General features: G+C 37.0%; 20 protein-coding genes and 1 riboswitch. Of the genes, 14 read left to right on the forward strand and 6 right to left on the reverse strand.

From position 1 onward, the window contains the following. Positions 1-11 precede the first annotated feature (11 nt). The 5 genes from AC4BC7_RS15090 to AC4BC7_RS15110 all read left to right on the forward strand — a co-directional run bounded on the left by AC4BC7_RS15090 (position 12) and on the right by AC4BC7_RS15110 (position 3,456). Positions 12-314, forward strand: coding sequence for a hypothetical protein (locus tag AC4BC7_RS15090; protein WP_490503267.1), 303 nt, complete (start codon positions 12-14; stop codon positions 312-314). Next, positions 311-952 carry a WxL domain-containing protein gene (locus tag AC4BC7_RS15095; protein ID WP_490503268.1) on the forward strand — a complete coding sequence of 214 codons (642 nt, stop codon included), beginning with the start codon at positions 311-313 and terminating at the stop codon, positions 950-952. Before AC4BC7_RS15090 ends, AC4BC7_RS15095 begins: the two co-directional genes overlap by 4 nt. Before the next feature lie 30 nt (positions 953-982). After that, on the forward strand, positions 983-1,999 hold the full coding sequence (locus tag AC4BC7_RS15100; RefSeq protein WP_490503269.1) for a WxLIP family cell surface protein: 1,017 nt from the start codon (positions 983-985) through the stop codon (positions 1,997-1,999). A gap of 110 nt (positions 2,000-2,109) precedes the next feature. After that, the gene (locus tag AC4BC7_RS15105; protein ID WP_207942053.1) at positions 2,110-2,676 is read left to right on the forward strand and encodes a hypothetical protein; all 567 of its coding nucleotides are present in this window, start codon (positions 2,110-2,112) and stop codon (positions 2,674-2,676) included. Positions 2,677-2,789: 113 nt separating this feature from the next. Then, a riboswitch (THF riboswitch) is annotated at positions 2,790-2,886 on the forward strand. A gap of 30 nt (positions 2,887-2,916) precedes the next feature. Beyond that, positions 2,917-3,456 carry a folate family ECF transporter S component gene (locus AC4BC7_RS15110; RefSeq protein WP_207942054.1) on the forward strand — a complete coding sequence of 180 codons (540 nt, stop codon included), beginning with the start codon at positions 2,917-2,919 and terminating at the stop codon, positions 3,454-3,456. A 71-nt stretch (positions 3,457-3,527) separates the two neighbouring features. Here AC4BC7_RS15110 and AC4BC7_RS15115 read toward each other — a convergent pair whose 3' ends face one another. Genes AC4BC7_RS15115 through AC4BC7_RS15125 form a run of 3 tightly spaced genes read right to left on the reverse strand, consistent with a single transcriptional unit; the run spans position 3,528 to position 6,743 of the window. After that, complete coding sequence (locus AC4BC7_RS15115; RefSeq protein WP_490503270.1) at positions 3,528-5,342, reverse strand: carbohydrate-binding domain-containing protein; 1,815 nt, start codon at positions 5,340-5,342, stop codon at positions 3,528-3,530. Between the two features lie 20 nt (positions 5,343-5,362). Next, positions 5,363-6,037 carry a DUF4956 domain-containing protein gene (locus AC4BC7_RS15120; RefSeq protein WP_207942056.1) on the reverse strand — a complete coding sequence of 225 codons (675 nt, stop codon included), beginning with the start codon at positions 6,035-6,037 and terminating at the stop codon, positions 5,363-5,365. Then, positions 6,027-6,743 (reverse strand): polyphosphate polymerase domain-containing protein, encoded by a 717-nt coding sequence (locus AC4BC7_RS15125; protein WP_207942057.1) that lies wholly within the window; start codon positions 6,741-6,743, stop codon positions 6,027-6,029. The genes AC4BC7_RS15120 and AC4BC7_RS15125 overlap by 11 nt, the downstream gene beginning before the upstream one ends. A 128-nt stretch (positions 6,744-6,871) precedes the next feature. On the opposite strand from AC4BC7_RS15125, the gene AC4BC7_RS15130 reads away from it, so the two are divergent. The 6 genes from AC4BC7_RS15130 (at position 6,872) to AC4BC7_RS15155 (ending at position 12,371) form a co-directional block, all read left to right on the forward strand. Next, entirely contained in the window at positions 6,872-7,552 is a 681-nt protein-coding gene (locus tag AC4BC7_RS15130) for a response regulator transcription factor (protein ID WP_207942058.1), read from the forward strand. Then, entirely contained in the window at positions 7,549-8,841 is a 1,293-nt protein-coding gene (locus tag AC4BC7_RS15135) for a sensor histidine kinase (RefSeq protein ID WP_490503271.1), read from the forward strand. The genes AC4BC7_RS15130 and AC4BC7_RS15135 overlap by 4 nt, the downstream gene beginning before the upstream one ends. A gap of 21 nt (positions 8,842-8,862) precedes the next feature. Next, positions 8,863-10,020, forward strand: coding sequence for a glycoside hydrolase family 3 N-terminal domain-containing protein (locus AC4BC7_RS15140; protein ID WP_490503272.1), 1,158 nt, complete (start codon positions 8,863-8,865; stop codon positions 10,018-10,020). A gap of 108 nt (positions 10,021-10,128) precedes the next feature. Then, the gene (locus AC4BC7_RS15145; RefSeq protein ID WP_490503273.1) at positions 10,129-11,535 is read left to right on the forward strand and encodes an aldehyde dehydrogenase family protein; all 1,407 of its coding nucleotides are present in this window, start codon (positions 10,129-10,131) and stop codon (positions 11,533-11,535) included. Between the two features lie 136 nt (positions 11,536-11,671). After that, positions 11,672-12,145 (forward strand): DUF2975 domain-containing protein, encoded by a 474-nt coding sequence (locus tag AC4BC7_RS15150; protein ID WP_490503274.1) that lies wholly within the window; start codon positions 11,672-11,674, stop codon positions 12,143-12,145. Positions 12,146-12,158: 13 nt separating this feature from the next. Beyond that, positions 12,159-12,371, forward strand: a complete 213-nt coding sequence (locus AC4BC7_RS15155) for a helix-turn-helix domain-containing protein (protein ID WP_207942063.1) — start codon at positions 12,159-12,161, stop codon at positions 12,369-12,371. Positions 12,372-12,437: 66 nt separating this feature from the next. On the opposite strand, the gene AC4BC7_RS15160 is transcribed toward AC4BC7_RS15155, so the two are convergent. The 3 genes from AC4BC7_RS15160 to AC4BC7_RS15170 all read right to left on the reverse strand — a co-directional run bounded on the left by AC4BC7_RS15160 (position 12,438) and on the right by AC4BC7_RS15170 (position 16,981). Then, the gene (locus AC4BC7_RS15160) at positions 12,438-13,433 is read right to left on the reverse strand and encodes a glycosyltransferase family 2 protein (RefSeq protein WP_490503275.1); all 996 of its coding nucleotides are present in this window, start codon (positions 13,431-13,433) and stop codon (positions 12,438-12,440) included. A gap of 87 nt (positions 13,434-13,520) precedes the next feature. Then, positions 13,521-15,272 carry an ABC transporter ATP-binding protein gene (locus AC4BC7_RS15165; RefSeq protein ID WP_490503276.1) on the reverse strand — a complete coding sequence of 584 codons (1,752 nt, stop codon included), beginning with the start codon at positions 15,270-15,272 and terminating at the stop codon, positions 13,521-13,523. Continuing rightward, positions 15,269-16,981, reverse strand: coding sequence for an ABC transporter ATP-binding protein (locus AC4BC7_RS15170; protein WP_490503277.1), 1,713 nt, complete (start codon positions 16,979-16,981; stop codon positions 15,269-15,271). The genes AC4BC7_RS15165 and AC4BC7_RS15170 overlap by 4 nt, the downstream gene beginning before the upstream one ends. A gap of 301 nt (positions 16,982-17,282) precedes the next feature. Between AC4BC7_RS15170 and AC4BC7_RS15175 the strand changes: the two genes are divergently transcribed. From AC4BC7_RS15175 to AC4BC7_RS15185, 3 genes are all read left to right on the forward strand, one after another. After that, the gene (locus AC4BC7_RS15175) at positions 17,283-18,530 is read left to right on the forward strand and encodes a 3D domain-containing protein (RefSeq protein WP_490503278.1); all 1,248 of its coding nucleotides are present in this window, start codon (positions 17,283-17,285) and stop codon (positions 18,528-18,530) included. A gap of 292 nt (positions 18,531-18,822) precedes the next feature. Further along, the gene (locus tag AC4BC7_RS15180; protein ID WP_490503279.1) at positions 18,823-19,929 is read left to right on the forward strand and encodes a hypothetical protein; all 1,107 of its coding nucleotides are present in this window, start codon (positions 18,823-18,825) and stop codon (positions 19,927-19,929) included. An 18-nt stretch (positions 19,930-19,947) separates the two neighbouring features. Next, positions 19,948-20,898 (forward strand): LCP family glycopolymer transferase, encoded by a 951-nt coding sequence (locus AC4BC7_RS15185; RefSeq protein WP_490503280.1) that lies wholly within the window; start codon positions 19,948-19,950, stop codon positions 20,896-20,898. Positions 20,899-20,910: the final 12 nt, after the last annotated feature.

The following is a 20,910-nucleotide window of genomic DNA, read 5'->3' on the forward strand; positions in this document are numbered from 1 at the left end:
GGAGGGAGGAAATGGTCAAAAAATTTATTATTACGCTAATAATGTTGAATTTTTGCGTTTTTTTCATAGAGGTTCATGCAGAGATAACTACTGGAAATGTTGAATTTTATTATGGGGAAACCACCGAAGAAACTACGGAAACAACGACAGAAACGTCAACAACTGATTTTTCTCATGAAACAACAGAGTCTACTGCTAAACCACTGTTTGGACAATTTGGTGAAACGATTAATCAAATGTTAGGTTTCTTCGGGATTATTTTAATTGCAATGGCTATTTACAACATCATTAAAATTAGGAGGTTATCAAAATGAAAAAAAGAATTTTTTTATTGGTTGCTGCATTTGGATTAGTGAGTTTTAGTACAGCATCTGTTGTTTTTGCTGCTGACAATACGACAGGAGAAGTAGAATTTACGCCAGGAGATATTATTTTTGACCCAGAAGAACAAGGTGCAGATCCTACCGCTAAATTACCCACAAACTTAGACTTTGGTGCACATGAAATTCAAACAACTACTGCAGAAAAATGGTACGCAACAACAGACAATACTGGTGAGAAAAATGGGAATAATTTAACAACAGGAACAATTGCTGTTCGCGATAACCGGGGCGACGCTACATCAACATGGTCATTAAAAGTGAAACAAGTCTCGCAGTTTAATTTAGGTGCTTCGACGTTAGGAAATGCGCAACTGAATTTCAAAGTCGGAACATTAAATAATAATCTGGGGGTACCGCCAACTTCTAATATTACAGGCAATCAATTAACGTTTGTCTTGTTTAATCAGGATTACGATGTTCTAACAGCAAATGCAGGGACAGGTGCAGGAGAAACGAAATTACCGATTGAAGAATTTGAATTAGAAATTCCTGCAAATACAGATAAAAAAGCTGGTCAGTACCAAACGAGCTTAATTTGGACATTTTCATACGCGCCAACTACGCCATAATGGAACTGTTGTCAAAAAGGGGATGAAAGAATGAAACGCATAGTGAATTGCTTGTTATGTATAGGAGCAGTCATACTCTTTTATAGTTATGCGGTACCTGTAGAAGCTGCATCACTAGGTAGTTTTGAAGCGAATATCAAGGTTCCTGACTCCCAAACGAACAAAGAATTAATGTATTATGATTTATTACTACAACATAAACAAACAGAGGAACTATCATTAGAACTCAAAAATACCAGTGAGAAAGAATTGACATTAGCTGTTTCATTTCATCGCGCAGTTAATAATTCGAATGGTGCCATTGTGTATTCAGATAGTTCAGAAGGAAAATCTGATTCAGCAGCGTTTGACATTGAAGATTTAGTGGCTGTTTCAGATAAAGAAGTCACCTTAAAACCGGATGAAACAAAGCAAATCACTATCGAAGTTGCTATGCCAAACGAGGAGTTTGCTGGGGTTTTAGCAGGCGGTCTTTACATTCAACAAGTCGGTTCAGAGGAATTTGAAGGGAACGTGCAAAACTTATTTGCAAGAGAAATTGCGTTGATTGTACGCAATCGTTTAGAAACTGTTGAACCAGAAATCAAAATTAATTCTGCTAAGGCACTCCAAGAAAATGCGCGTAATGCCGTGAGTGTGGTTATAGAAAATAGTACACCGACTTATATTGGTGACGTGGAATTGTCTTATGCTATTAGTCGCGATGAGCAAACTATAATTGAAGAAACAAAAATGATTACTTTCGCACCGAATACCAAAATGAATTATTTTATCCCTTTGAGTGGACAAGCATTTGAAGCGGGAACGTACACGGTAAAAACAACGTTAACAGGAGGCGACAACGTGTGGCAAGGCGCACCGACGTTTACGATTGAAGCGGATGAAGCGAACGAATATAATCAAACAGATGTATCGATTGAAAAAAAACCTCTTTCTTGGCTAACGATAGGCATCGGTGTGGCTGTCGGATTGTTATTTATTTTTGTTATTGTACTCGTAATTAAAAATAAAAGACTACAGAAAGAATTAAAATCAACGAAAAAATGAGTCGGAGAATGATTCTCTGACTCATTTTTTAATAAGTGTCTTGACACCTAGCTTATTTATCGATAGAATAGGTTCAGTTTGAAGTGTCTTGACACACTGGAGGAGAAAAAATGAAAACTAATTCTGTAAGAAAATTAACGATAGCGGCGTTATTAATCGCAATGGGAGTTATTATTCCAATGATTATGCCGAAAATCGTGATTGGTCCGGCATCTTTTACTTTAGCAAGCCATGTTCCATTATTTGTAGCTATGTTCTTTTCACCAAGTATTGCCATCGCAGTCGCATTAGGAACGGCATTTGGGTTCATGATGACTGCGCCATTTATTATTGCGTTACGAGCATTGTCACATGTGGTATTTGCGGTGATTGGTGCGAATTATTTACAAAAACATCCAGAAATTATTTTAAGTAATAAGAAGTTTCAAGTGTATAACTTTATCATTGGTTTAGTCCATGCAAGTGTGGAATTGATTGTGGTAGCAATTTTCTTCCTTGCAGGAAACAGTGCAGGTGCAACGTATGAAGGAAACCTGTTTATTTTCTTATTTGGCTTTATCGGCTTTGGTGGGTTAATTCATAGTATGATTGATTACAATATTGCCTTTTTTGTGATGAAATCACTAAGTAAAGCCTTCGACGTACCTGTTTTTTTGAAGGCGAAAGAAATGAAATAGTTAGTAGCTAACTTTTCAGAATATTTACGGAAAATAACGAAAAATTAAGTGTATTTTATTGTTCAAATGGATTTCCTGTGCTATATTCAAGGCGTAGAGTAATCTACAAATAAAACAGAGTAGAAGACAAAGCGTTAAGTGCTGAGAGGATGGGATGTTGCCTCTTGGACGAAGGATGTTATCCGCGGTTTTGTTTTCGCATTCGCTGCATATTTATTTGTGTAGCAGCTCATTAAGGAGATGCTAGAAATGAAAAGAAAAGTCAACGCACACATGATTACAACCATGGGACTTTTGATCGCTTTAATGGTGGTCTTGTCGCGAATTGTTGGATTTGAATCACAGTACCTCAAAATTACATTCACCTTTGTACCAGAAATGGTGATGGGCATGTTATTTGGTCCTTTTTGGACAGGAATAGGCGCAGTGATTGCTGATTTAATCGGGATGGCATTATTTGCTAAATCAACCTTTTTTATCGGATTCACATTGAATGCTTTCATCGGCGGCGCAATTTATGGATTCTTTTTCTACAACAAAGAAGTAACTTGGAAAAATGCGATCTTATGTACACTAACTAACACGATTATTATCAGTTTAATTCTGACGCCAATTTGGTTAGCTATTATGTACAATCAACCATTAACAAGCTGGGTAATTTGGGCGCCGCGTTTAGTTAAATCGGTGATTATGTTACCTGTTCAATCCGCAATGATTTATTTTGTTGGTCGGGTCCTTCCAATGAAACGATTAACTAAAAATTTAAAATTTACCGCATAATTGCATAACTATAGTTAAACATCCACTAAAGGCGAACATCAATCCGATGTCCGCCTTTTTTATTATTGCGATTATTCTCTGGGATTACCCATCATACCTGTTTGAGAAGCTTCTTCACCAGTTTCGGTCACATTAGTAACTGCATCAGAAAGTGTCAGGGTTCCAAGTTCGATACCGTTAATAATTCCTTCCTCATACAAGCCGTTTTTAGCAGTTCCGTTTGCTTCAGTTCCACTAATCAATGTATACGTTTCGCCAATTTTTAAATCAGCAGAAGAGATCGTGAGATGTTGGAAATCTTTGTTTGGTTGATAGGTGACAACCACATTTCCGGAACTATCTTGTAAACTAATAATTGTTCCAGCTTTTTGCGTACTATCAAAATAAATACCAAAAGAAGGTTGAGTGGAAGACTCTGACACATTCATTGCCATACCGTTACTTCCGCTACTAACAAGAGTTCCGCCAGTTAGTTCAAATGTACCGTTATAATCAAGGGCACCATTGTCATTTTCAGTTGGTCCATTGATGCTTAACGTTCCACCAGACATTTGAATATTTCCGTTACTATCTAAGCCGTCACCTTGGGCATCAATCGCTAGCGTTCCGCCATTGATAATAATTTGCTTACTTTCATCGGCTTGATTGCCGCCACCAGGTCCGCCATCAAAGGAATCCGCGCCAAATGTTCCTGTTTCAGAAGTGGTATCACTACCACCACCTGCATTGACGCCATCATTACTAGCAACTATTGAGACTTCGCCATCATTTAAAGTAATGACGCTTGCTTCTAATCCTTCATAAGAATCGGTGATAACAATCGTTCCACCGTCAATGGTCAAATTATTGTCGGTGTGAATTCCGTCATCTGCTGAGGTTAGTTTTAATTTGCCACTTGCAATGGTAATATCTCCATTGCTATGGAGACTATCGTCAGCGCTATCAATCGTCAATGTTCCGCTTTGAATAGTCACTGCTTTACCAGCTTTAATTCCTTTATAGCTTTCCTCTGTTGAAATGGGTTCTTCACCGGTTTGAATAGTGATATCTGCTTGCTGAATGGTTACATTGGTTTCGGCTTGAATGCCATCACGTCCAGAAGTAATCAAGAAGCTACCGCCATCGATTGCCACAAAACCTTTTGTTTCATCTTCAGTATTGTTTGCTTGAATCCCATCGCCTTCTTCGGTAGTTAACGTGTAAAGTCCGTCTTTAATTTGAATGGAATCTTTACTTTTTAGGGCGTTGTTTTTCGCATTAATAGTGTAATTTCCAGAGATTAAAATCAAATCATCTTTGCTGCGAATCCCATTATTGTAATTTCCATTAATGATTAGTTCGCCCTCTCCGTTAATAACTAAATCTTCTTTGCTAAAGAAGGTGGCATCTGGTTCCGTTTCATTTGCTTCTAATTGATAGTCACTACCATCTGTTAAGGTCGTAGTTGAATTATCTGCGAGTGTCGTAATGACTTTTTCAGCTTGTTCAATTAAAATAGCGGGACCTGATTGATTCGTAATAGTCACGCCGTCTAAGATGAGGTAAACTTTCTCTTCTTTGCCAACGTTGACAATGACTTGTCCATTTGTAAGTTCGCCAGTCAGTGTATAGGTTCCAGCTTTAGTAATGGTAACTGTTTGATTATCGACAGTTGCGCCATCACTGGCTTCTGTGGCATCAGATAGCTCAATTGCCTGGCTATCTGATGCATCTGTATTAAAATCTTCATCTTCATAAGAACCAATTGTCTCTGTATTTGTAGCGGTGAGCTGGACTGCTTCATTGCCAATTGAGAGATCCGTGCTGTCAGTGGTAGCTGTGTCATTGTGAGCGCAAGCACCTAATAATAAGGCGCTTACTAATGAGACATAAATTATTTTTTTCATGCAAATCCACTTCCTTTTTTCTATAATTCGTCGCGATTAGTGGCGACCTTGCCTAAAACAATTGGTAAATTACCATTGCGTACACGAATGGCATCGATTAATTCTTTTTCTTGTTGTTGATCTTTAAGTAATAAAATGTAACGTAATTCATATAAGCTACCCATAGTAGTAGTTCGAACGGAATCAAGACGATGGCTATAAGCGAATGTTTCAAAAATATCAGTGAACAAGTCAGGATAATCTAAATCTTCTGGAATAGTCACTTTTAATTCACGTTCTGTGGTTTTTTGATTCCCAAAGTTTGTCCGATAGATAACCAATAAAAAGATAGCAACAACGGCAGAGAACACCGCAATATATGAGACATACCCCATACCAGTTGCTAAACCAATTCCCATCGACCAAAAAATACTTGTAATTTCTCGAGCGCCACCAGCCACTGAACGGAAACGAATTAAACTAAACGCACCTAGTACCGCCATCCCAGTCCCTAAATTCCCATTTACCAGCATAATCACTGATTGAACAAGAACTGGCAAAACGGCTAAGGTAATTACAAAATTTTTGGTGTAGACATTGCGATACATATGAATAAAAGCGACCAGCATCCCTAGAACAATGGCGCTAATGATACAAATTAATAACTCCTGAATATGGATATCTCCTGAACCTTCTGTAAATAGACTAGACAACATAGAATAATTCCTCCTTGAATAAGTAACGTTGATAAGTTTGTGCATATTTTGAAAAACTACCTTTTTGCACGTGATGTTTCGTTAATAATTCGACAAACCACAAAGGATACGCCCCCATTGCTTTGACCTCCATCAAAACATCTAACTCTGGTGCGACCAATTCACCGCGAGTTGCAGCCAATGCTACGTGATTGACTTGATACCGAATATTTTGGTCAAAAGTTACACGAAAATCCTCATCATCTTCTAAATAAAGAGAAAGTCGATCATAAGAAATCAAAACTTTCGGCAGTAAATCCGTGTGTTTTAAAAATAACCAATTAATTTCTTGAGCAATTTGTGACTGCTCCAATGCAAGTGGGAAGTTTCCTGTTTGTTCCCACGCAAGATAATCGGTGTAAGTTAAGGGAATTCGGCGTTTATAAACAATGCCTTTCACTTTTTTCTTAATTTCTAAAAAAACGAGACTATCATTTGTTGGTGTACCATAACTTCGAATACGAAATTTCTCTTTATATTTGGGCTTATCCATCGAATGACGAATAAAGTGATAATTGTCCGTATCGTAATATAATGAACGAATCGTGTGTAAGCCATATTGATCGACGGTCATATACTGTTGTAGTTCTTGAAAAAACGCTTCGAATTGTTTTTGATTGAAGAGATATTTGCTCTCTTTTCGTTGAAATACTTTTTTGAGTTTCATATTTCTATTCCTCCTTCGTTTGCTTTCTGGTGCTATCATAAAAAGTGAACCTTAAACTTAGCTTAAGCGAGAATTTAAGGCTGAATTAAGCTAAAAATGGTATGATATCTTTAAAGAAGGTGAAGAAAATGATTAAATTTTTATTGATTGAAGATGATGTTATTCTCTCAGATACAATTAAAGAAATTGTCACAGAATTAGGTGAAGCAACACAAGTCTATACAGGAAATGAAGGATTATACGAAGCCGAATCTGGTGTGTATGATTTGATTATTCTTGACTTGATGTTGCCGGAAATGAATGGGTATCAAGTATTAGCGGAGCTTCGTAAGCAGGGCAACCAAACGCCCGTCTTAATTTTGACAGCCAAAGATGGCTTAGAAGATAAAATAGAAGGATTTCAAAAAGGTGCCGATGATTATTTAACCAAACCGTTTTATCGGGAAGAATTAATCATGCGCATAAAAGCGTTACTCAAACGTTCATTGGGTCTTTTTGATGAAAATACGCTGACGTATCGAACGATTACTTGCCAATTAACAAGTAAAGAAGTGCTTTATGAAGGAAAAATTTTACCGATTCAAGGACGCGAATTTGATTTGTTGGTGTATTTTTTACAAAACCAAGGCATGATTTTAACTAAAGAACAAATTTTTGACCGAATTTGGGGATTTGATTCTGAAACAACGGTGACCGTCGTTGAAGTGTATATGAGCCATTTACGAAAACATCTGCGTCCTACAGGTTTAGAAAAGGATTTTCGAACATTACGAAATGTTGGCTATATGTTGAAAGGAGAGGAAACATGAACAAAACCCTCTCACGAAAACAACGCAGAAATTTTTTCTTGATGAACGTCAGTGCCTTTGCGGTAATTTTTGTCTTTTTAGGAATGATTATCTTACAATTATTAAGTCAAACTGCGTATCGTGAAACCGATCAATCCATTACGGAGATGAATCATAATCCTGAATTTATTCAACAAGAAATTGCGCGTTATCGCGATGATTCTTTCCCTGAGAATTTTCATAAAGAACCGCCGAAAAGTCCTTCCAGCAACCGTTTTAACACGCAAATTATTTTGTGGTCAAAAGACGGTGAAATTTTGAATAAAGACGCGATAGGTGGACGATTTTCACAAATGGAAAATCTACGGTTGCAAACGAGTCAATTAGAAGAAATTCAAACAGTAACCATTCAAGACGATGAAGATGAATTAGTTTTTCACTCATTAACGAAAGAATACGCAGATAATGAAATTGCCTACGTTCAAATATTATCAAACGTCAATCAAATTCAGCATTCTTTGACCAATTTTCGTGCAATCGTGGTCGGTTGTATGATTGTATTTTGGTTATTATCAATTGGTATCAGTTATTGGTTATCTGCTGTTTCAATGAAACCTATTTTAAAGGCATGGCAAAAGCAACAAGAATTTGTGGAGAATGCGTCGCATGAATTACGCACGCCGTTAACCATTATCCAGAATCGCTTAGAAAGTCTTTTTCGAAAACCAGACCAGACCATTTTAGACGAATCTGAAAATATTGCGCAAGCACTCAATGAAACACGTCGTTTGACGGGATTGACAGCGGACTTATTAACGATTGCTCGGAGTGATGCCAATCAATTAATGTTAGAAAAAGAAGCGGTTGAAACGGAGGCCTTTTTAACAGATTTAGTCGTACCTTTTCAAGAAATGGCGGAATTGGAAGAAAAAGTTTTTACATTGGACGTAGCCAATTCTCCAACTGCGGTCATTGATCGTAAGAAGGTGTATCAAGTTATTGTCATTTTGTTGGATAATGCGTTAAAGTATACAAAGCAAGGCGATACAATTGAGGTAATCTCAACTAAACGATCCAAATCATGGGAATTACGTGTAAAAAACACTGGTCCAAGTATTTCCAAAGAAGCCCAGGAACATTTGTTTGATCGCTTTTATCGCGAAGACAGATCACGTTCAAAAGAAACAGGCGGGTATGGTTTAGGGTTAGCCATTGCGAAACAAATTGTTGAAGAGCATCAAGGGACCATTACTGTGAAGGATGTGAATCCTCATGGGGCTGATTTTTGTATTCAATTGCCATTGAATTAAGTCAGCATGAAAGGAGAAAGTATGGGAAAAAAACTTGTTATTGCAGTTGAAGTCTTGGTATTAATTGCCGTGATTATTGGAACCTATTTCTTTTTTACAAAGAATGAAACCAAATCAAATGACAAAGAACCAAGTCAAACCAGCCAAACAACTACGCGTTTGTCTAGTCAAAGCCAAGAAGTAGATCCGTTAGATGAGTGGATGGATGAAATGACATTAGAAGAAAAAGTCGGACAATTATTTTTTGTTCGAGTACCAGAAATCAACCAAATTGAAGACATTCAATCCTATCATTTAGGTGGGTATGTATTATTTAGTCGTGATACAGATGGGGAGACCCAAGAGAGTTTGCGTCAAAAAATTGCTAGTTATCAAGATGCTAGCGACGTTCCGTTGTTAATTGGTTCAGATGAAGAAGGCGGAACGGTTACTCGTATCAGTCAAAATCCGAATCTTGCGCCACAGCCATTTGCTTCACCACAAGCAATCTATGCGTCTAGTGGTTGGGAAGGAATTGTTGAAGATACGAAACAAAAAGCTGATATTTTAACCGATTTAGGAATTAATACCGGCTTGTTCCCAATTGCTGATGTTGCCACAGATCCAACTGCGTTTATTTATGATCGAACAATTGGTTTAGATGCAGAAGGAACAAGTGAATTTGTTGAAAAAGTTGTAACAACACTAAAAGAAGCTAAAAGTGGTTCTACTCTGAAACATTTTCCAGGATATGGCAATAACCGTGATTCTCATGTGGAGATTGTGACAGATGAGCGACCATTAGCAGAAGTCGAAGCAGATTATTTACCATTTGAAGCAGGTATCAAAGCAGGAGCAGATAGTATTTTAGTGTCACACAATATTATTGCCAGCATTGATTCTGATGCGCCAGCGTCCATTTCGACCAAGGTTCATGAAGTATTACGCAATCAATTAAATTTTGATGGTGTGATTATGACAGACGACATGGATATGGCGGGTCTAGCTAATTTTATTTCACAAGAAGAAGCGGGCTTAAAGGCGTTACAAGCAGGCAATGACTTAGTGATGTCTTCTAGTTACCAACAACAAATTCCGTATGTGATTCAAGCAGTTCAAAATGGGGACTACAGTGAAGAACAATTAAATGAATCGGTTCGTCGCGTGTTAACATGGAAACAACAGTTAGGATTAATTTAAACGATACCTCTTTTTCAGATAGTTCTGGAAAAGGGGTATTTTTTGACGACTGCTTACACACATGTTACCGTAATTATAAGCACTTCATTATTAAAGGAGGAAGACAAGATGAAGAAATATGAGCAACTATTTTATGATGGTAACTGGCAAACAGCCGACTCTCAAGTATTTTCAGATGTAGTCAATCCTGCAACCGAAGAAGTCATTGCCCAAGTGATTCAAGCAACGCATAAAGATGTGGATAACGCAGTTGCAGCTGCGAAAAAAGCTTTTTCAAAATGGAATACCACAGCACCAAAAGAACGTGCGGAGTATTTAGAAAAAGTATTAGCCATTATCAAACGTCGCCAAACGGATATTCAAAAAACAATTATTCAGGAATTAGGTGCAAGTAAGCAATTTACAAAAAATGCGCAAGTTCCGTTATCGATTCGTGAGATGGAAGCCACACTTTCTGAATTTGCAACCTATTCATTTGAAGAAACCGTGGATAACGCCAAAATTACGAAAGAAGGATATGGTGTGGTTGCTTGTGTAACTCCTTGGAACTATCCTTTCAATCAAATTCAACGAAAAATTACGCCGGCGTTATTAGCGGGTAACACGGTTGTTGTTAAACCAGCTAGTAATACACCACTCACAGCCATTTTATATGCTGAAATTATGGAAGAAGCTGGGTTACCTAAGGGTGTCTTTAATTTAATTACGGGGAGTGGTGGCGATGCAGGGGATTATTTAGTTTCACATCCTGACGTCGAAGTCATTTCCTTTACTGGTTCAACAGAAGTCGGAAAAAACCTCTATCATCATGCCGCAACGACCGTTAAAAAATTAGTTTTGGAATTAGGCGGTAAATCAGCGATGGTCTATCTAAAAGGTGGCGATTTATCGGCTGCTGTCGAGGCTGCTGCCAGTACCGTTTTAGACAATCAAGGACAAACCTGTTCGGCACTTTCACGTTTGTTGGTTCCTAGTGATGAATTAGAACAAACAAAACAATTTTTAAAAGAATATTATGCAACTATCCAAGTCGGAGATCCAGCGGAAGAAGCAACTCGAGTGGGTCCAATGGTATCAGAGAGTCAACGGAAAACCGTATTAGAATATATTCAAAAAGGGCAAGAAGAAGGCGCAGAAATCTTAGTAGGTGGTCAGGCAATTGAAGGCAAAGGATACTTTGTCGAACCGACTGTTTTTGTGAATGTTACCAATGACATGACGATTGCCCAAGAAGAAATTTTTGGTCCAGTGTTAACCGTAGTGACGTATGATACAGTCGAAGAAGCGATTGAACTTGCGAATGACTCGGTTTATGGTTTATCAGGTGCTGTTGTTGGCCCAACGGAAGAAGCTGAGAAAGTAGCACGCCAATTACGCACAGGAAATGTGATTGTCAATGGTGGCAAGCGCACAGCGAAAGCGCCATTTGGAGGCTATAAACAATCCGGATTAGGTCGTGAAAATGGCTTATATGGACTAGAAGATTATCTTGAAACAAAAGCGATTTTCTTATAAAGCATAAAAGCAGTCTGCGGACTGCTTTTTTTTATGTAAAATTTTTCTTAAATTTATCGAAAAACAATAAATTTATATTGAATATCGATAAATAAAATAATAAACTCAATCCATCAATAATAAAGGAGTTTTCCCAATGAAAATCAAAACAACATTTTTAAAAATTATTTTACTAGGAATGAGTGTATTCATTTTATTTGTAGCTATGCTTTGGACGTTTGGTTTAATTCATGCCTATTCCGCCAATGAACTCTATCCAGCCAGAATTATCGCACATATTTCGCTTTACGGTACCGCGATTTCATCACTAAGTATTATTTTCTTTGTGTATCGTATTTTACGCTTAATTGATCAAAACAATCCTTTTTCAACACAAGCTCTGCAACTTATTCGAAAAATTAAGCAAGCAACCTTAGTCATTTTTGTTTTATTTTTAGGTTTATTACCTATGGTTTATCGAATTGCAGATGTGGAAGATGCACCAGGTGTAGTCATCATTGGTTTGGGAATTATTGCTGTTCCTTTAGCGCTATCGGTATTTGTAGCAACTATCGAAAAATTATTAGAAAGCGTCATTCAAATCAAGCATGGAAATGATTTGACGGTTTAGGAGGGAGACAGTGATGCCAATTAGAGTAAACATTGACCGAATGTTAGTGGAACGTCAAATGTCTGTCACGGAACTTGCTGAACAAGTCGGTATTACAATGGCCAACATTTCCGTATTAAAAAATGGCAAAGCCAAAGCGATTCGCTTCTCCACTTTAGAAGCATTATGCAAAGCATTGGATTGCCAACCTAAAGATTTATTGGAATACGTAGAAATGACGGAGTGATTTTAGCTATAGACTAAATTAAAAGACCTCAAAAAATGAGTCTTTGAGGTCTGAAACAGCGGATAACTATTTTTCTAGGTCATATTTATGATGAAATAAATCTTGGATAAAGGTCTGGGCATTATCGTCTAGCAGCGGATGATTTTCTAACGTCTTCAAAGTTTCTTTCGTATGATCAAAGAAACGCACAGGGGCAAATGTGCCACGTTTTATGAAATTTGTGTAGCGATTTAAGTATAATGCCAAAAATTCTAATTTTTTTACTTCATCAATCGGGAGTGCCTGAATAAAATCGTAAACAGATAAGAAAATTTTAACAGCATCTCTCGGTGGTGTACCAGCTTTGGAGAGCGATTCACCATCTTGTTCACCGATAAAATAGTATGTTTTTTGATTACCTAAAATGGCAATTTTAAGGGACACACTATACATTTTCATCATAAACCAATTGTCTTCACGAACTTTGATGGAATCAGGAAAATCAAGTTGATATTCATCAATTAATTCACGCTTAAAGAGTTTTCCTACAGCATTTAAAGAATTATAGAGTTTAGTCTGTGAGAAGGCTAGATTAGTTACGGTTGTTGGATAAGAAAAGGCGGATTTACTGATAGCACGGGTACTACCTAAACCACGCGCATAAGGCATACAAACCATATCATTATCACCAGATTCAGCAATTGCCATCGCATCACTTAAAGCGTGTTCGGTTAAGTAATCATCCGAATCGAGAAATAATAGCCATTTTCCAGTAGCTAATTTAATACCGTTATTACGTGGTACAGACGCACCACCAGAATTTTGCTTTCGGCGCGCAATGAGAAAATTTGGAAAAAATTTTTCATAATCTGCTAAAGTATCAAAACTATGATCTTGTGAATGATCATCAACCGCGATGATTTCCACTTTTGTTAAGTCATAAGTTGTTTTTTTCAACCAATCCAGCGTGACTTTCACAGATTTTTCCCGATTATAAATAGGAATGATAATTGAAAGTAAAATGTTAGGTGTTTCTTTTTTGAACTTATACTGAGAGAATACTGCTAATTCGGTGATTGCCATATAAAAATCCTCCGTTTTGTATACTTTTCTAAAGTATAGCATATCCATAAAAAATAGCGAGAAAACGTTGCGTTTTCTCGCTGCTTTTTACTGTTCAAACTGTGCATGATGCAATTGATAATACGCGCCTTTTTGCGCAAGTAACTCTTCGTGTGTTCCTTGTTCAATAATATGCCCCGCATCCATCACTAAAATTTTATCAGCTGATTGAATGGTTGAAAGTCGGTGTGCAATGACGAAGCTTGTGCGTCCTTGCATCATTTCGAGAAAGGCAGATTGAATATTTTTTTCTGTTAAGGTATCCACAGAACTGGTAGCTTCATCTAAAATTAACATAGCTGGATTACTAATCATTGTACGAGCAATTGTTAATAATTGTCGCTGCCCATCAGAAATTTTAATTCCTTGTTGTCCGATTGGTGTATCTAATTTTTGAGGTAAACGCATGACGTAATCATACATGTAGGCTTTTTTCAATGCAGTATAGATTTCTTCATCGGTTGCTTGCGCATTCCCGTAAGTTAAATTTTCTCGTAAAGAAGCGTCAAACAACCAGGTATCTTGTAACACCATGCCAAATTGTTGGCGTAAATTGTCGCGTTTTAATTCACGAATATCCACACCGTCAATGGTGATTTTACCACTATCCACATCGTAAAAACGCATTAATAAATTAACCAATGTCGATTTTCCAGCACCTGTTTTTCCTACAATGGCAATTGATTCACCAGGTTCAGCAGTAAAAGTGAAGTTCTCAATCAATGGTCGCTTAGAATCATAAGCAAAATCAACTTCTTCAAAACGAACCTCACCTTGAATAGCTGTTAATTCTTTGCCCGTTTCATCCGAAGATTCAGGCGTTTGATCCACTAAATCAAATGTTCGTGTTAACCCAGCTAAAGCTGTTTGAATTTGCGTCGTAATCCCAGAAATTTCAATAAACGGTTTAGAAAACTGTGAGGAGTAAATGGTAAAACTCGAAACAATCCCAATCGTAACCAATTCACTCCCTGAAAAAATTAAATAGGCACCGGTAAAACCAACGGCTACATAAGCCAAGTGATCGACAAAACGTGACAACGGATTGGTTAAGGAAGAAGAAAATTGTGCTTTTTGTCCACGTACATATAATTCTTGATTAATTGTTTCAAAACGTTGTTGATTATTTTCTTCTTGTTGGAAGGCTTTGACAATTTTTTGATTGCCCACCATTTCTGTAATAAAGCCAGAAACTTGTCCGACAATTTCTTGTTGCTGACGAAAATCATTTTGTGATGCACGAGCCACAGCCCAGCTTACTAGGAAAATAATGGGTGTGGATAATAAAACGACAATTGTTAAAACCACACTCATACGAACCATCATAAATAAAGCGAGTAATACAACAGAAACACCTGAAAATAATTGATTGAAAATCGCTGATACAGCGACCGAAACATTATCCATATCATTCGTAAATCGGCTAACAATATTGCCGTGAGAAGTCTGATCATAATAACGCAAGGGAAGCTGGTTCAATTTTTGATAGGCGTCTTTTCGTAAATCGGCAGCTGCTAAATAAGCTACTCGATTTCCTAAGCGTTGAATAAACCATTGACTAACTGTGGTTACGCCAACAATACCGGCAAATAGACCCAAAATTTTATATAACTGGTTAAAATCAACCGCATCTTTTCCAAGTAACTGATCGACCGCTTGTCCAATTAAAAAGGTCATATAAACCGAAGTGAGACCAGCAATGATCCCAAGTAACATGGCAGTCATATTTTCTTTTCTATAGCGTAATAAGTAAGGGAAGAATCGTTTTAGACTATTCCAATCAAAAGATTTTGTTTTCATTCGATTCCCTCCTCTTGTGATTCGACAATTTCTTGGTATTCTTGCGATGTCTGTAGCAACTGTTCATGAGTTCCTTTAGCCACTAATTTCCCTGCATCCATTACAAAAATTTGTTGTGCATCTTGGATTGAACGAATTCGTTGGGAAATAATGATAACCGTCCCATTAAGTGTTTTCAATGCTTGACGCAAATTTAAGTCTGTTTGATAATCTAACGCACTCAAGGAATCATCCAAAATTAAAATTTCTGGTTTAGCAATTAATGCTCGCGCAATGGTCAACCGTTGCTTTTGTCCACCAGAGAAATTTTTTCCACCTTCAAAAATCATCGTATCCAATCCATCAGGCAAGGCTTCGACAAAATCCCGTGATTGTGCGAGCTCTAATGCTTCCCAACATTCTTCATCTGTAGCGTTGTTTTTTCCCCAATGTAAATTATCTCGAATCGTTCCAGTGAATAGGACTGCTGTTTGAGGAACCATGGCAATTGTTTTTCGTAAAGCATTCAACTCCCACTCACGAACATCTTTATTGCCAACCTTTACCGAACCTGCAGCAACATCATAAAAGCGAGGAATCAACTGAGTTAAAGCTGTTTTTCCACTACCAGTGGGGCCAGTGATGCCAATCGTTGTGTTGCTTGGAATCGTGAAGTTAATATTTTCTAAAGCTAAACCAAATTCAGGAGCAAAGCGGAAATCAACCTGTTCGAACGAAATACTGCCATCATTTGTAGAAGTTTCCGTGGTTTGAACTGATTGAATAGAGGATTCAACATCTAAGACTTCATTAATACGACTTGCCGAAGCCGCCGCTCGTGTGAAAAGAACGACCAAATTGGAAACGACAATTAACGCTAATAACATTTGATTCATATAATTAACCAATGCCAAAATTTGACCTTGTTGCAAATGACCGATATTTACTTTAAAGCCCCCAATGTAAAAAATGGCTAAAACACCAATATTTAAAATTAAAGTTGTAGCAGGCGTCAGCAATGCAGAAAGATTTGTTACGCGCAAATAAACTTTAGATAGTTCGTCCGTAGAGTCATCAAAACGTTTGATTTCTGTTTGACGACGGGCAAAGGCACGAATCACTCGTACACCACTTAAGTTTTGGCTAACCAATTCGTTAACATGATCCAATTGACGTTGGACAATTTTGTATAGCGGGACAGATTTTGCAATAATAAAAAATAAAACGAAACAAAACAGCGGCAACATCAATAAGAAAACCAGACCAATTTGCCAATCAATATAAAACGACATAACAACAGCACCGATACTGAGAAAGGGTGCCCGTACTACCAAACGAATAAGCATCGCTAGAGCAACTTGCAATTGATTCACATCGTTGGTTGTACGAGTAATCAATGTATCTGTTCCAAACTGATTCAACTCTTGATGTGACAGTTGATTGATTTTTTTCATCAATTGATTACGTAATTCTGTTCCAAATCCTTGTGACGCATACGAGGCAAAATATTGACAAATTACTGCGCACAATAATCCAACTATCGACATGACAACCATCCAAATCATCATTTCCATCACTTTGGACCAATTGTTTTTCTGAATCCCTTCATCCACTAAAATTGCCATTAATAATGGTAAAACAAGCTCAAAAATTGCTTCTAAAAATTTGAAAAAGGGACCGAGAAAAATTTGTTTTCGATAATTTTTAGCATAATGTAATAAACGAAACATAATTTCCTCCTTAAAATAATATGATAGCAATATTGTAACGCAAAGAAACAATGAAGGAAAGTTGCAGAAACTAAACACTGCATAGAGAAGCAAATACGGACTATGTTACAAATGCGTTACGAGCTAGAATCCTAATTTATCAACATTTAACCATTGTTTAACACTGATAAATAAGGATATGTATCAAAAATATCTACTATCTCAGCGAATTGTAATAATCTGTAAATGAATTGCAACAAATAAGGAAGTCTACTTTTGTATAATATACAAAGTTGGAGAATAAAAGGAAGGTGTTGAATTCGTGAAAGCGAAGAAATTTTTAGCAACTTGTTTGTTGGGAATGACTGTTACAGCGCCATTAGCAGTAAGTGCTGAGTCACTAGAATCTTTGGATAAAAAAGAAGAAGTACTTCTACAAAAAAGTGAAACAATTAGTGCTGATGTCCAATTAGCATTGCAAGATGTTAATCAGAAGTATCAAGAAGTAGAAGAACTGAAAGATAAAATAGCTAAAAATGAAGTGATTTTAGCATCCACAAAAGAAGAAATGAAAGCAACAGAAGAAAAAATTGCACAAAGAAAACAGCTCGTTGCGGATCGTTTACGAACGTTGCAGTTGAATCGAGCATCAGAAAATAAGTTGATGTTATTACTACAGGCTTCAAGCATTCAAGAATTTGTCAGTGGTGTGTATGCCATTTCTGTCTTGCAGACAGCTGAAAAAGATGCCCTAGATGAATTAGATGCAGAGGTAGCTAAATTACAAGAATTAGAAGAAACAGCCACCACTACACAAAAAGAACTTGAAACTAGTGAGCATGCCTTAGTGACTGAAGCAAATGATTTAGATTCAAAAATTAATGATTTGCAAGATCAACTTTCCGATAATCAAGACGCCTTACAATCTGTAGCTCAAAGTAAATATGTTGAGAACGAACGTCTAAAAGCAGAAGTGGAACGTAAAGCAGCCGAAAAGCGTGAAGCAGAGCAAGCGCGTCAAGCAGAAGAAGCCAAAGCTCAGCAAGAAAAAGAAGCAGCTGAAAGCCAAGCTAAAGAAACACAAACCGAAGAAAAACAAGAAACAACCGTTGAATCTGAAGCCAGTTCTGAAGACACAAGTAAAAATACAACAGCAGAACAACCAGTGCAAACTGAAAAATCAACGAATACAACAATAGAATCTGAAACAAAAGTAGAAACACCCAAACCAGAAACGCCGAAACAAGAGACAAATATACAACCAGAAGAAACACAATCAACTGGTCGTGTATTATATATGGAATCCACAGCATATTCTTATGCGGAAGCTGGCGCAAGTTTCTATACAGCTTCTGGATTAGATCTAAGACAAAATCCACAAGCTGTTGCAGTTGACACGAGCGTTATTCCACTAGGAACCTTAGTAGAAGTAGAAGGATACGGTGTAGCAATTGCAGCTGATACAGGTGGGGCAATCAAAGGCAATATCATCGATGTTCACTTTAAAACTCCTGAAGAATGTCTTCAATGGGGACGCCGCTACAACGTCAAAGTCACGATTCTTCAATAACCAAGCAAACGAGCGATACAATCATTCTTACTTTAAAGGATGATTGTTTTGCTGTAAAAATACTACCTTTTCTGAAAAAAGGAGGTGTCTTTTAAAACGGATACAAACCCTTTTATATAAGGTGAAACTTAGAATACCAACGTTTTTTTAAGGCTTTAATGAAAATCGAATGAAAAAGATTTTCTTCCATTTATAGGGCATTTGCAGTAAAATTGGCATATATGTCTATTATAAAACGAAGTATAAATAAAAATATGAATAATAAATTAATACAAGGAGTGTTAATCAACAAATGAATAAAATGCTGAAAGGGCTTGGTGTGGCAGCTGTCGCAGTTGCTGCTGTTGGAATTTGTTATATTGGTTATCAAAAAAACAACGACCGTCAATATGAACAGCGTGTTTCTTATGCAGAAACAGCTGTCACAAATGAAAAATCAAAGTTGGATGAACTACAAAAAACTGTCGATGGATTATATGCCAGCAAAGACAAAGATTTTTTGAAAAAAGGGTTGAAAACAGCTGACGTAACTAAAGTAAAAAGTGATTTAGAAGCTGTCCGCGTTACCGCAGACGATTTTAATATCAAGGAAGGTTCATTACCTGAAGGAATTAAAGAACTAGAGAAACAAAAGACAGAAATTTCTAAGAACTTAACGGATGTTTCAGACAAATTAAGAATTCAAGAACAAACGAATAAACTATTTACCAAAGAAGTCCCAGATTGGTTGAAGTTTAAAGATGAGATGGCGATTCAAGATAAATTGAAAAAAAATCAAGTCGATGAAGTCAGCGAAAAATTATCATTATTTCCAGATGATAAATGGCGCAAAGTAGCTAAAGAGTATTTGAAGAGTGCAACTGATCAAGTAAAAACCGCAGATGACTTACAAAAACGGTTTGATGAACTATTAAAAGAAGGCGCTATTGTTACGTATGAAGATTATATGGAAGTCTTAGCTAAAATAGAAGATATCCGCAATGAGAAATTAAAAGAAAAATTCACCGCCTTAGCAGAAGAAGTTTCGCACATTGTTGGTTTAGTACAAGAATCAACTTACGAAGAAGTGATTGAAACAGAAACCTATGAAGAAGTTTCAACAACAGAAACTTATGAAGAACCGAGTGTTGAAGAAACTTATTCTGAACCAGTTTATGAAGAACCAATTCCTGAATCTTCAGAAGAACAATGGATACCAGAAACACCAACTGATACTGGTAATCAAGGTGAGTATGTTCCTCCTGTAGATAATGGTGGAAATACAAGTGAAAGTGCTGTAGAAAATCCAGAGACTACACCAAGTACTGAATCAGTTGAAACACCTAGTACAGAATCAACACCTGTAGAAACTGAAACACCAAATTCAGAAGAACCAACAACTAGTTCAGTAATTCAGTAAATAATGGAGGAATGACAAATGTCGCGAAGAAGTCGACGCAGTTCAAGAGGAAAGAAAATCTTTTTAACAATTTTTGCAATCGTTGCTGCATTAGTTGTGATTGCAGCTGGTGTAGGTGCTAAATTGTATTTTGATTTATCCGGTTCAATTAAACAAACGTATGAATCTGTTGAGCGGAAAAATGAAGAAACCAAGAAACGTCAACAGCCAGTCGATTTAAACAAAAAAGAGCCATTTAGCGTGTTGCTGTTAGGAATTGATACAGGTGACTTAGGACGGACGGAACAAGGTCGTTCAGATACATTGATGGTAGCTACAGTCAATCCTAATGATAATAAAACAACTTTAGTAAGTATTCCTCGTGATACCTATGTTGATATTGTTGGTTATGGTACCCAAGATAAAATTAACCATGCTTACGCGTTTGGTGGAGCTGCGATGTCAATGGATACCGTTGAGAAATATCTAGATATTCCAATTGACCATTATGTTTCAATTAATATGATGGGGATTAAAGAACTGGTGGATGCTTTGGGCGGTGTTGATGTCAATAATGATTTGGAATTTGAAAGTCGTGGGGAGCACTATGATTTTGGTCCGATTCATTTAAATGGAGATCGTGCGTTAACTTATCTAAGAATGCGTTATGAAGATCCTCGTGGCGATTATGGACGTCAACTACGTCAAAGAGCAGTTGTTGAAGCAGTAGTTAAGAAAGTTTTAACCTTAGATGGTGTTACTCAATATCGTAATATTCTTGATGCAATGGAAGGGAATATGAAAACTGATATGAGCTTCAATGATATGCAAAAAATTGCTTTGGATTATCGTGGTGCATTCACGACAATTGATCAATTGCAGATGCAAGGTGATGGCTTCATGCAAGACGGTGTATCATATCAACGTGTCAGTGAAGATGAATTGAGTTCTGTTCAAAATAAATTGAAAAAACAATTAGATACAAAGTAATCGATAGAAAGT

Source organism: Enterococcus sp. AMC1623, assembly GCF_058216495.1.

What these genes read in the sequence shown, in the direction of transcription:
- AC4BC7_RS15090 (WP_490503267.1), top strand. Translation starts at nt 12, where the DNA reads ATGGTCAAAAAATTTATTATTACGCTAATAATGTTGAATTTTTGCGTT.
- AC4BC7_RS15095 (WP_490503268.1), top strand. Translation starts at nt 311, where the DNA reads ATGAAAAAAAGAATTTTTTTATTGGTTGCTGCATTTGGATTAGTGAGT.
- AC4BC7_RS15100 (WP_490503269.1), top strand. Translation starts at nt 983, where the DNA reads ATGAAACGCATAGTGAATTGCTTGTTATGTATAGGAGCAGTCATACTC.
- AC4BC7_RS15105 (WP_207942053.1), top strand. Translation starts at nt 2,110, where the DNA reads ATGAAAACTAATTCTGTAAGAAAATTAACGATAGCGGCGTTATTAATC.
- AC4BC7_RS15110 (WP_207942054.1), top strand. Translation starts at nt 2,917, where the DNA reads ATGCTAGAAATGAAAAGAAAAGTCAACGCACACATGATTACAACCATG.
- AC4BC7_RS15115 (WP_490503270.1), bottom strand. Translation starts at nt 5,342, where the DNA reads ATGAAAAAAATAATTTATGTCTCATTAGTAAGCGCCTTATTATTAGGT.
- AC4BC7_RS15120 (WP_207942056.1), bottom strand. Translation starts at nt 6,037, where the DNA reads ATGTTGTCTAGTCTATTTACAGAAGGTTCAGGAGATATCCATATTCAG.
- AC4BC7_RS15125 (WP_207942057.1), bottom strand. Translation starts at nt 6,743, where the DNA reads ATGAAACTCAAAAAAGTATTTCAACGAAAAGAGAGCAAATATCTCTTC.
- AC4BC7_RS15130 (WP_207942058.1), top strand. Translation starts at nt 6,872, where the DNA reads ATGATTAAATTTTTATTGATTGAAGATGATGTTATTCTCTCAGATACA.
- AC4BC7_RS15135 (WP_490503271.1), top strand. Translation starts at nt 7,549, where the DNA reads ATGAACAAAACCCTCTCACGAAAACAACGCAGAAATTTTTTCTTGATG.
- AC4BC7_RS15140 (WP_490503272.1), top strand. Translation starts at nt 8,863, where the DNA reads ATGGGAAAAAAACTTGTTATTGCAGTTGAAGTCTTGGTATTAATTGCC.
- AC4BC7_RS15145 (WP_490503273.1), top strand. Translation starts at nt 10,129, where the DNA reads ATGAAGAAATATGAGCAACTATTTTATGATGGTAACTGGCAAACAGCC.
- AC4BC7_RS15150 (WP_490503274.1), top strand. Translation starts at nt 11,672, where the DNA reads ATGAAAATCAAAACAACATTTTTAAAAATTATTTTACTAGGAATGAGT.
- AC4BC7_RS15155 (WP_207942063.1), top strand. Translation starts at nt 12,159, where the DNA reads ATGCCAATTAGAGTAAACATTGACCGAATGTTAGTGGAACGTCAAATG.
- AC4BC7_RS15160 (WP_490503275.1), bottom strand. Translation starts at nt 13,433, where the DNA reads ATGGCAATCACCGAATTAGCAGTATTCTCTCAGTATAAGTTCAAAAAA.
- AC4BC7_RS15165 (WP_490503276.1), bottom strand. Translation starts at nt 15,272, where the DNA reads ATGAAAACAAAATCTTTTGATTGGAATAGTCTAAAACGATTCTTCCCT.
- AC4BC7_RS15170 (WP_490503277.1), bottom strand. Translation starts at nt 16,981, where the DNA reads ATGTTTCGTTTATTACATTATGCTAAAAATTATCGAAAACAAATTTTT.
- AC4BC7_RS15180 (WP_490503279.1), top strand. Translation starts at nt 18,823, where the DNA reads ATGAATAAAATGCTGAAAGGGCTTGGTGTGGCAGCTGTCGCAGTTGCT.
- AC4BC7_RS15185 (WP_490503280.1), top strand. Translation starts at nt 19,948, where the DNA reads ATGTCGCGAAGAAGTCGACGCAGTTCAAGAGGAAAGAAAATCTTTTTA.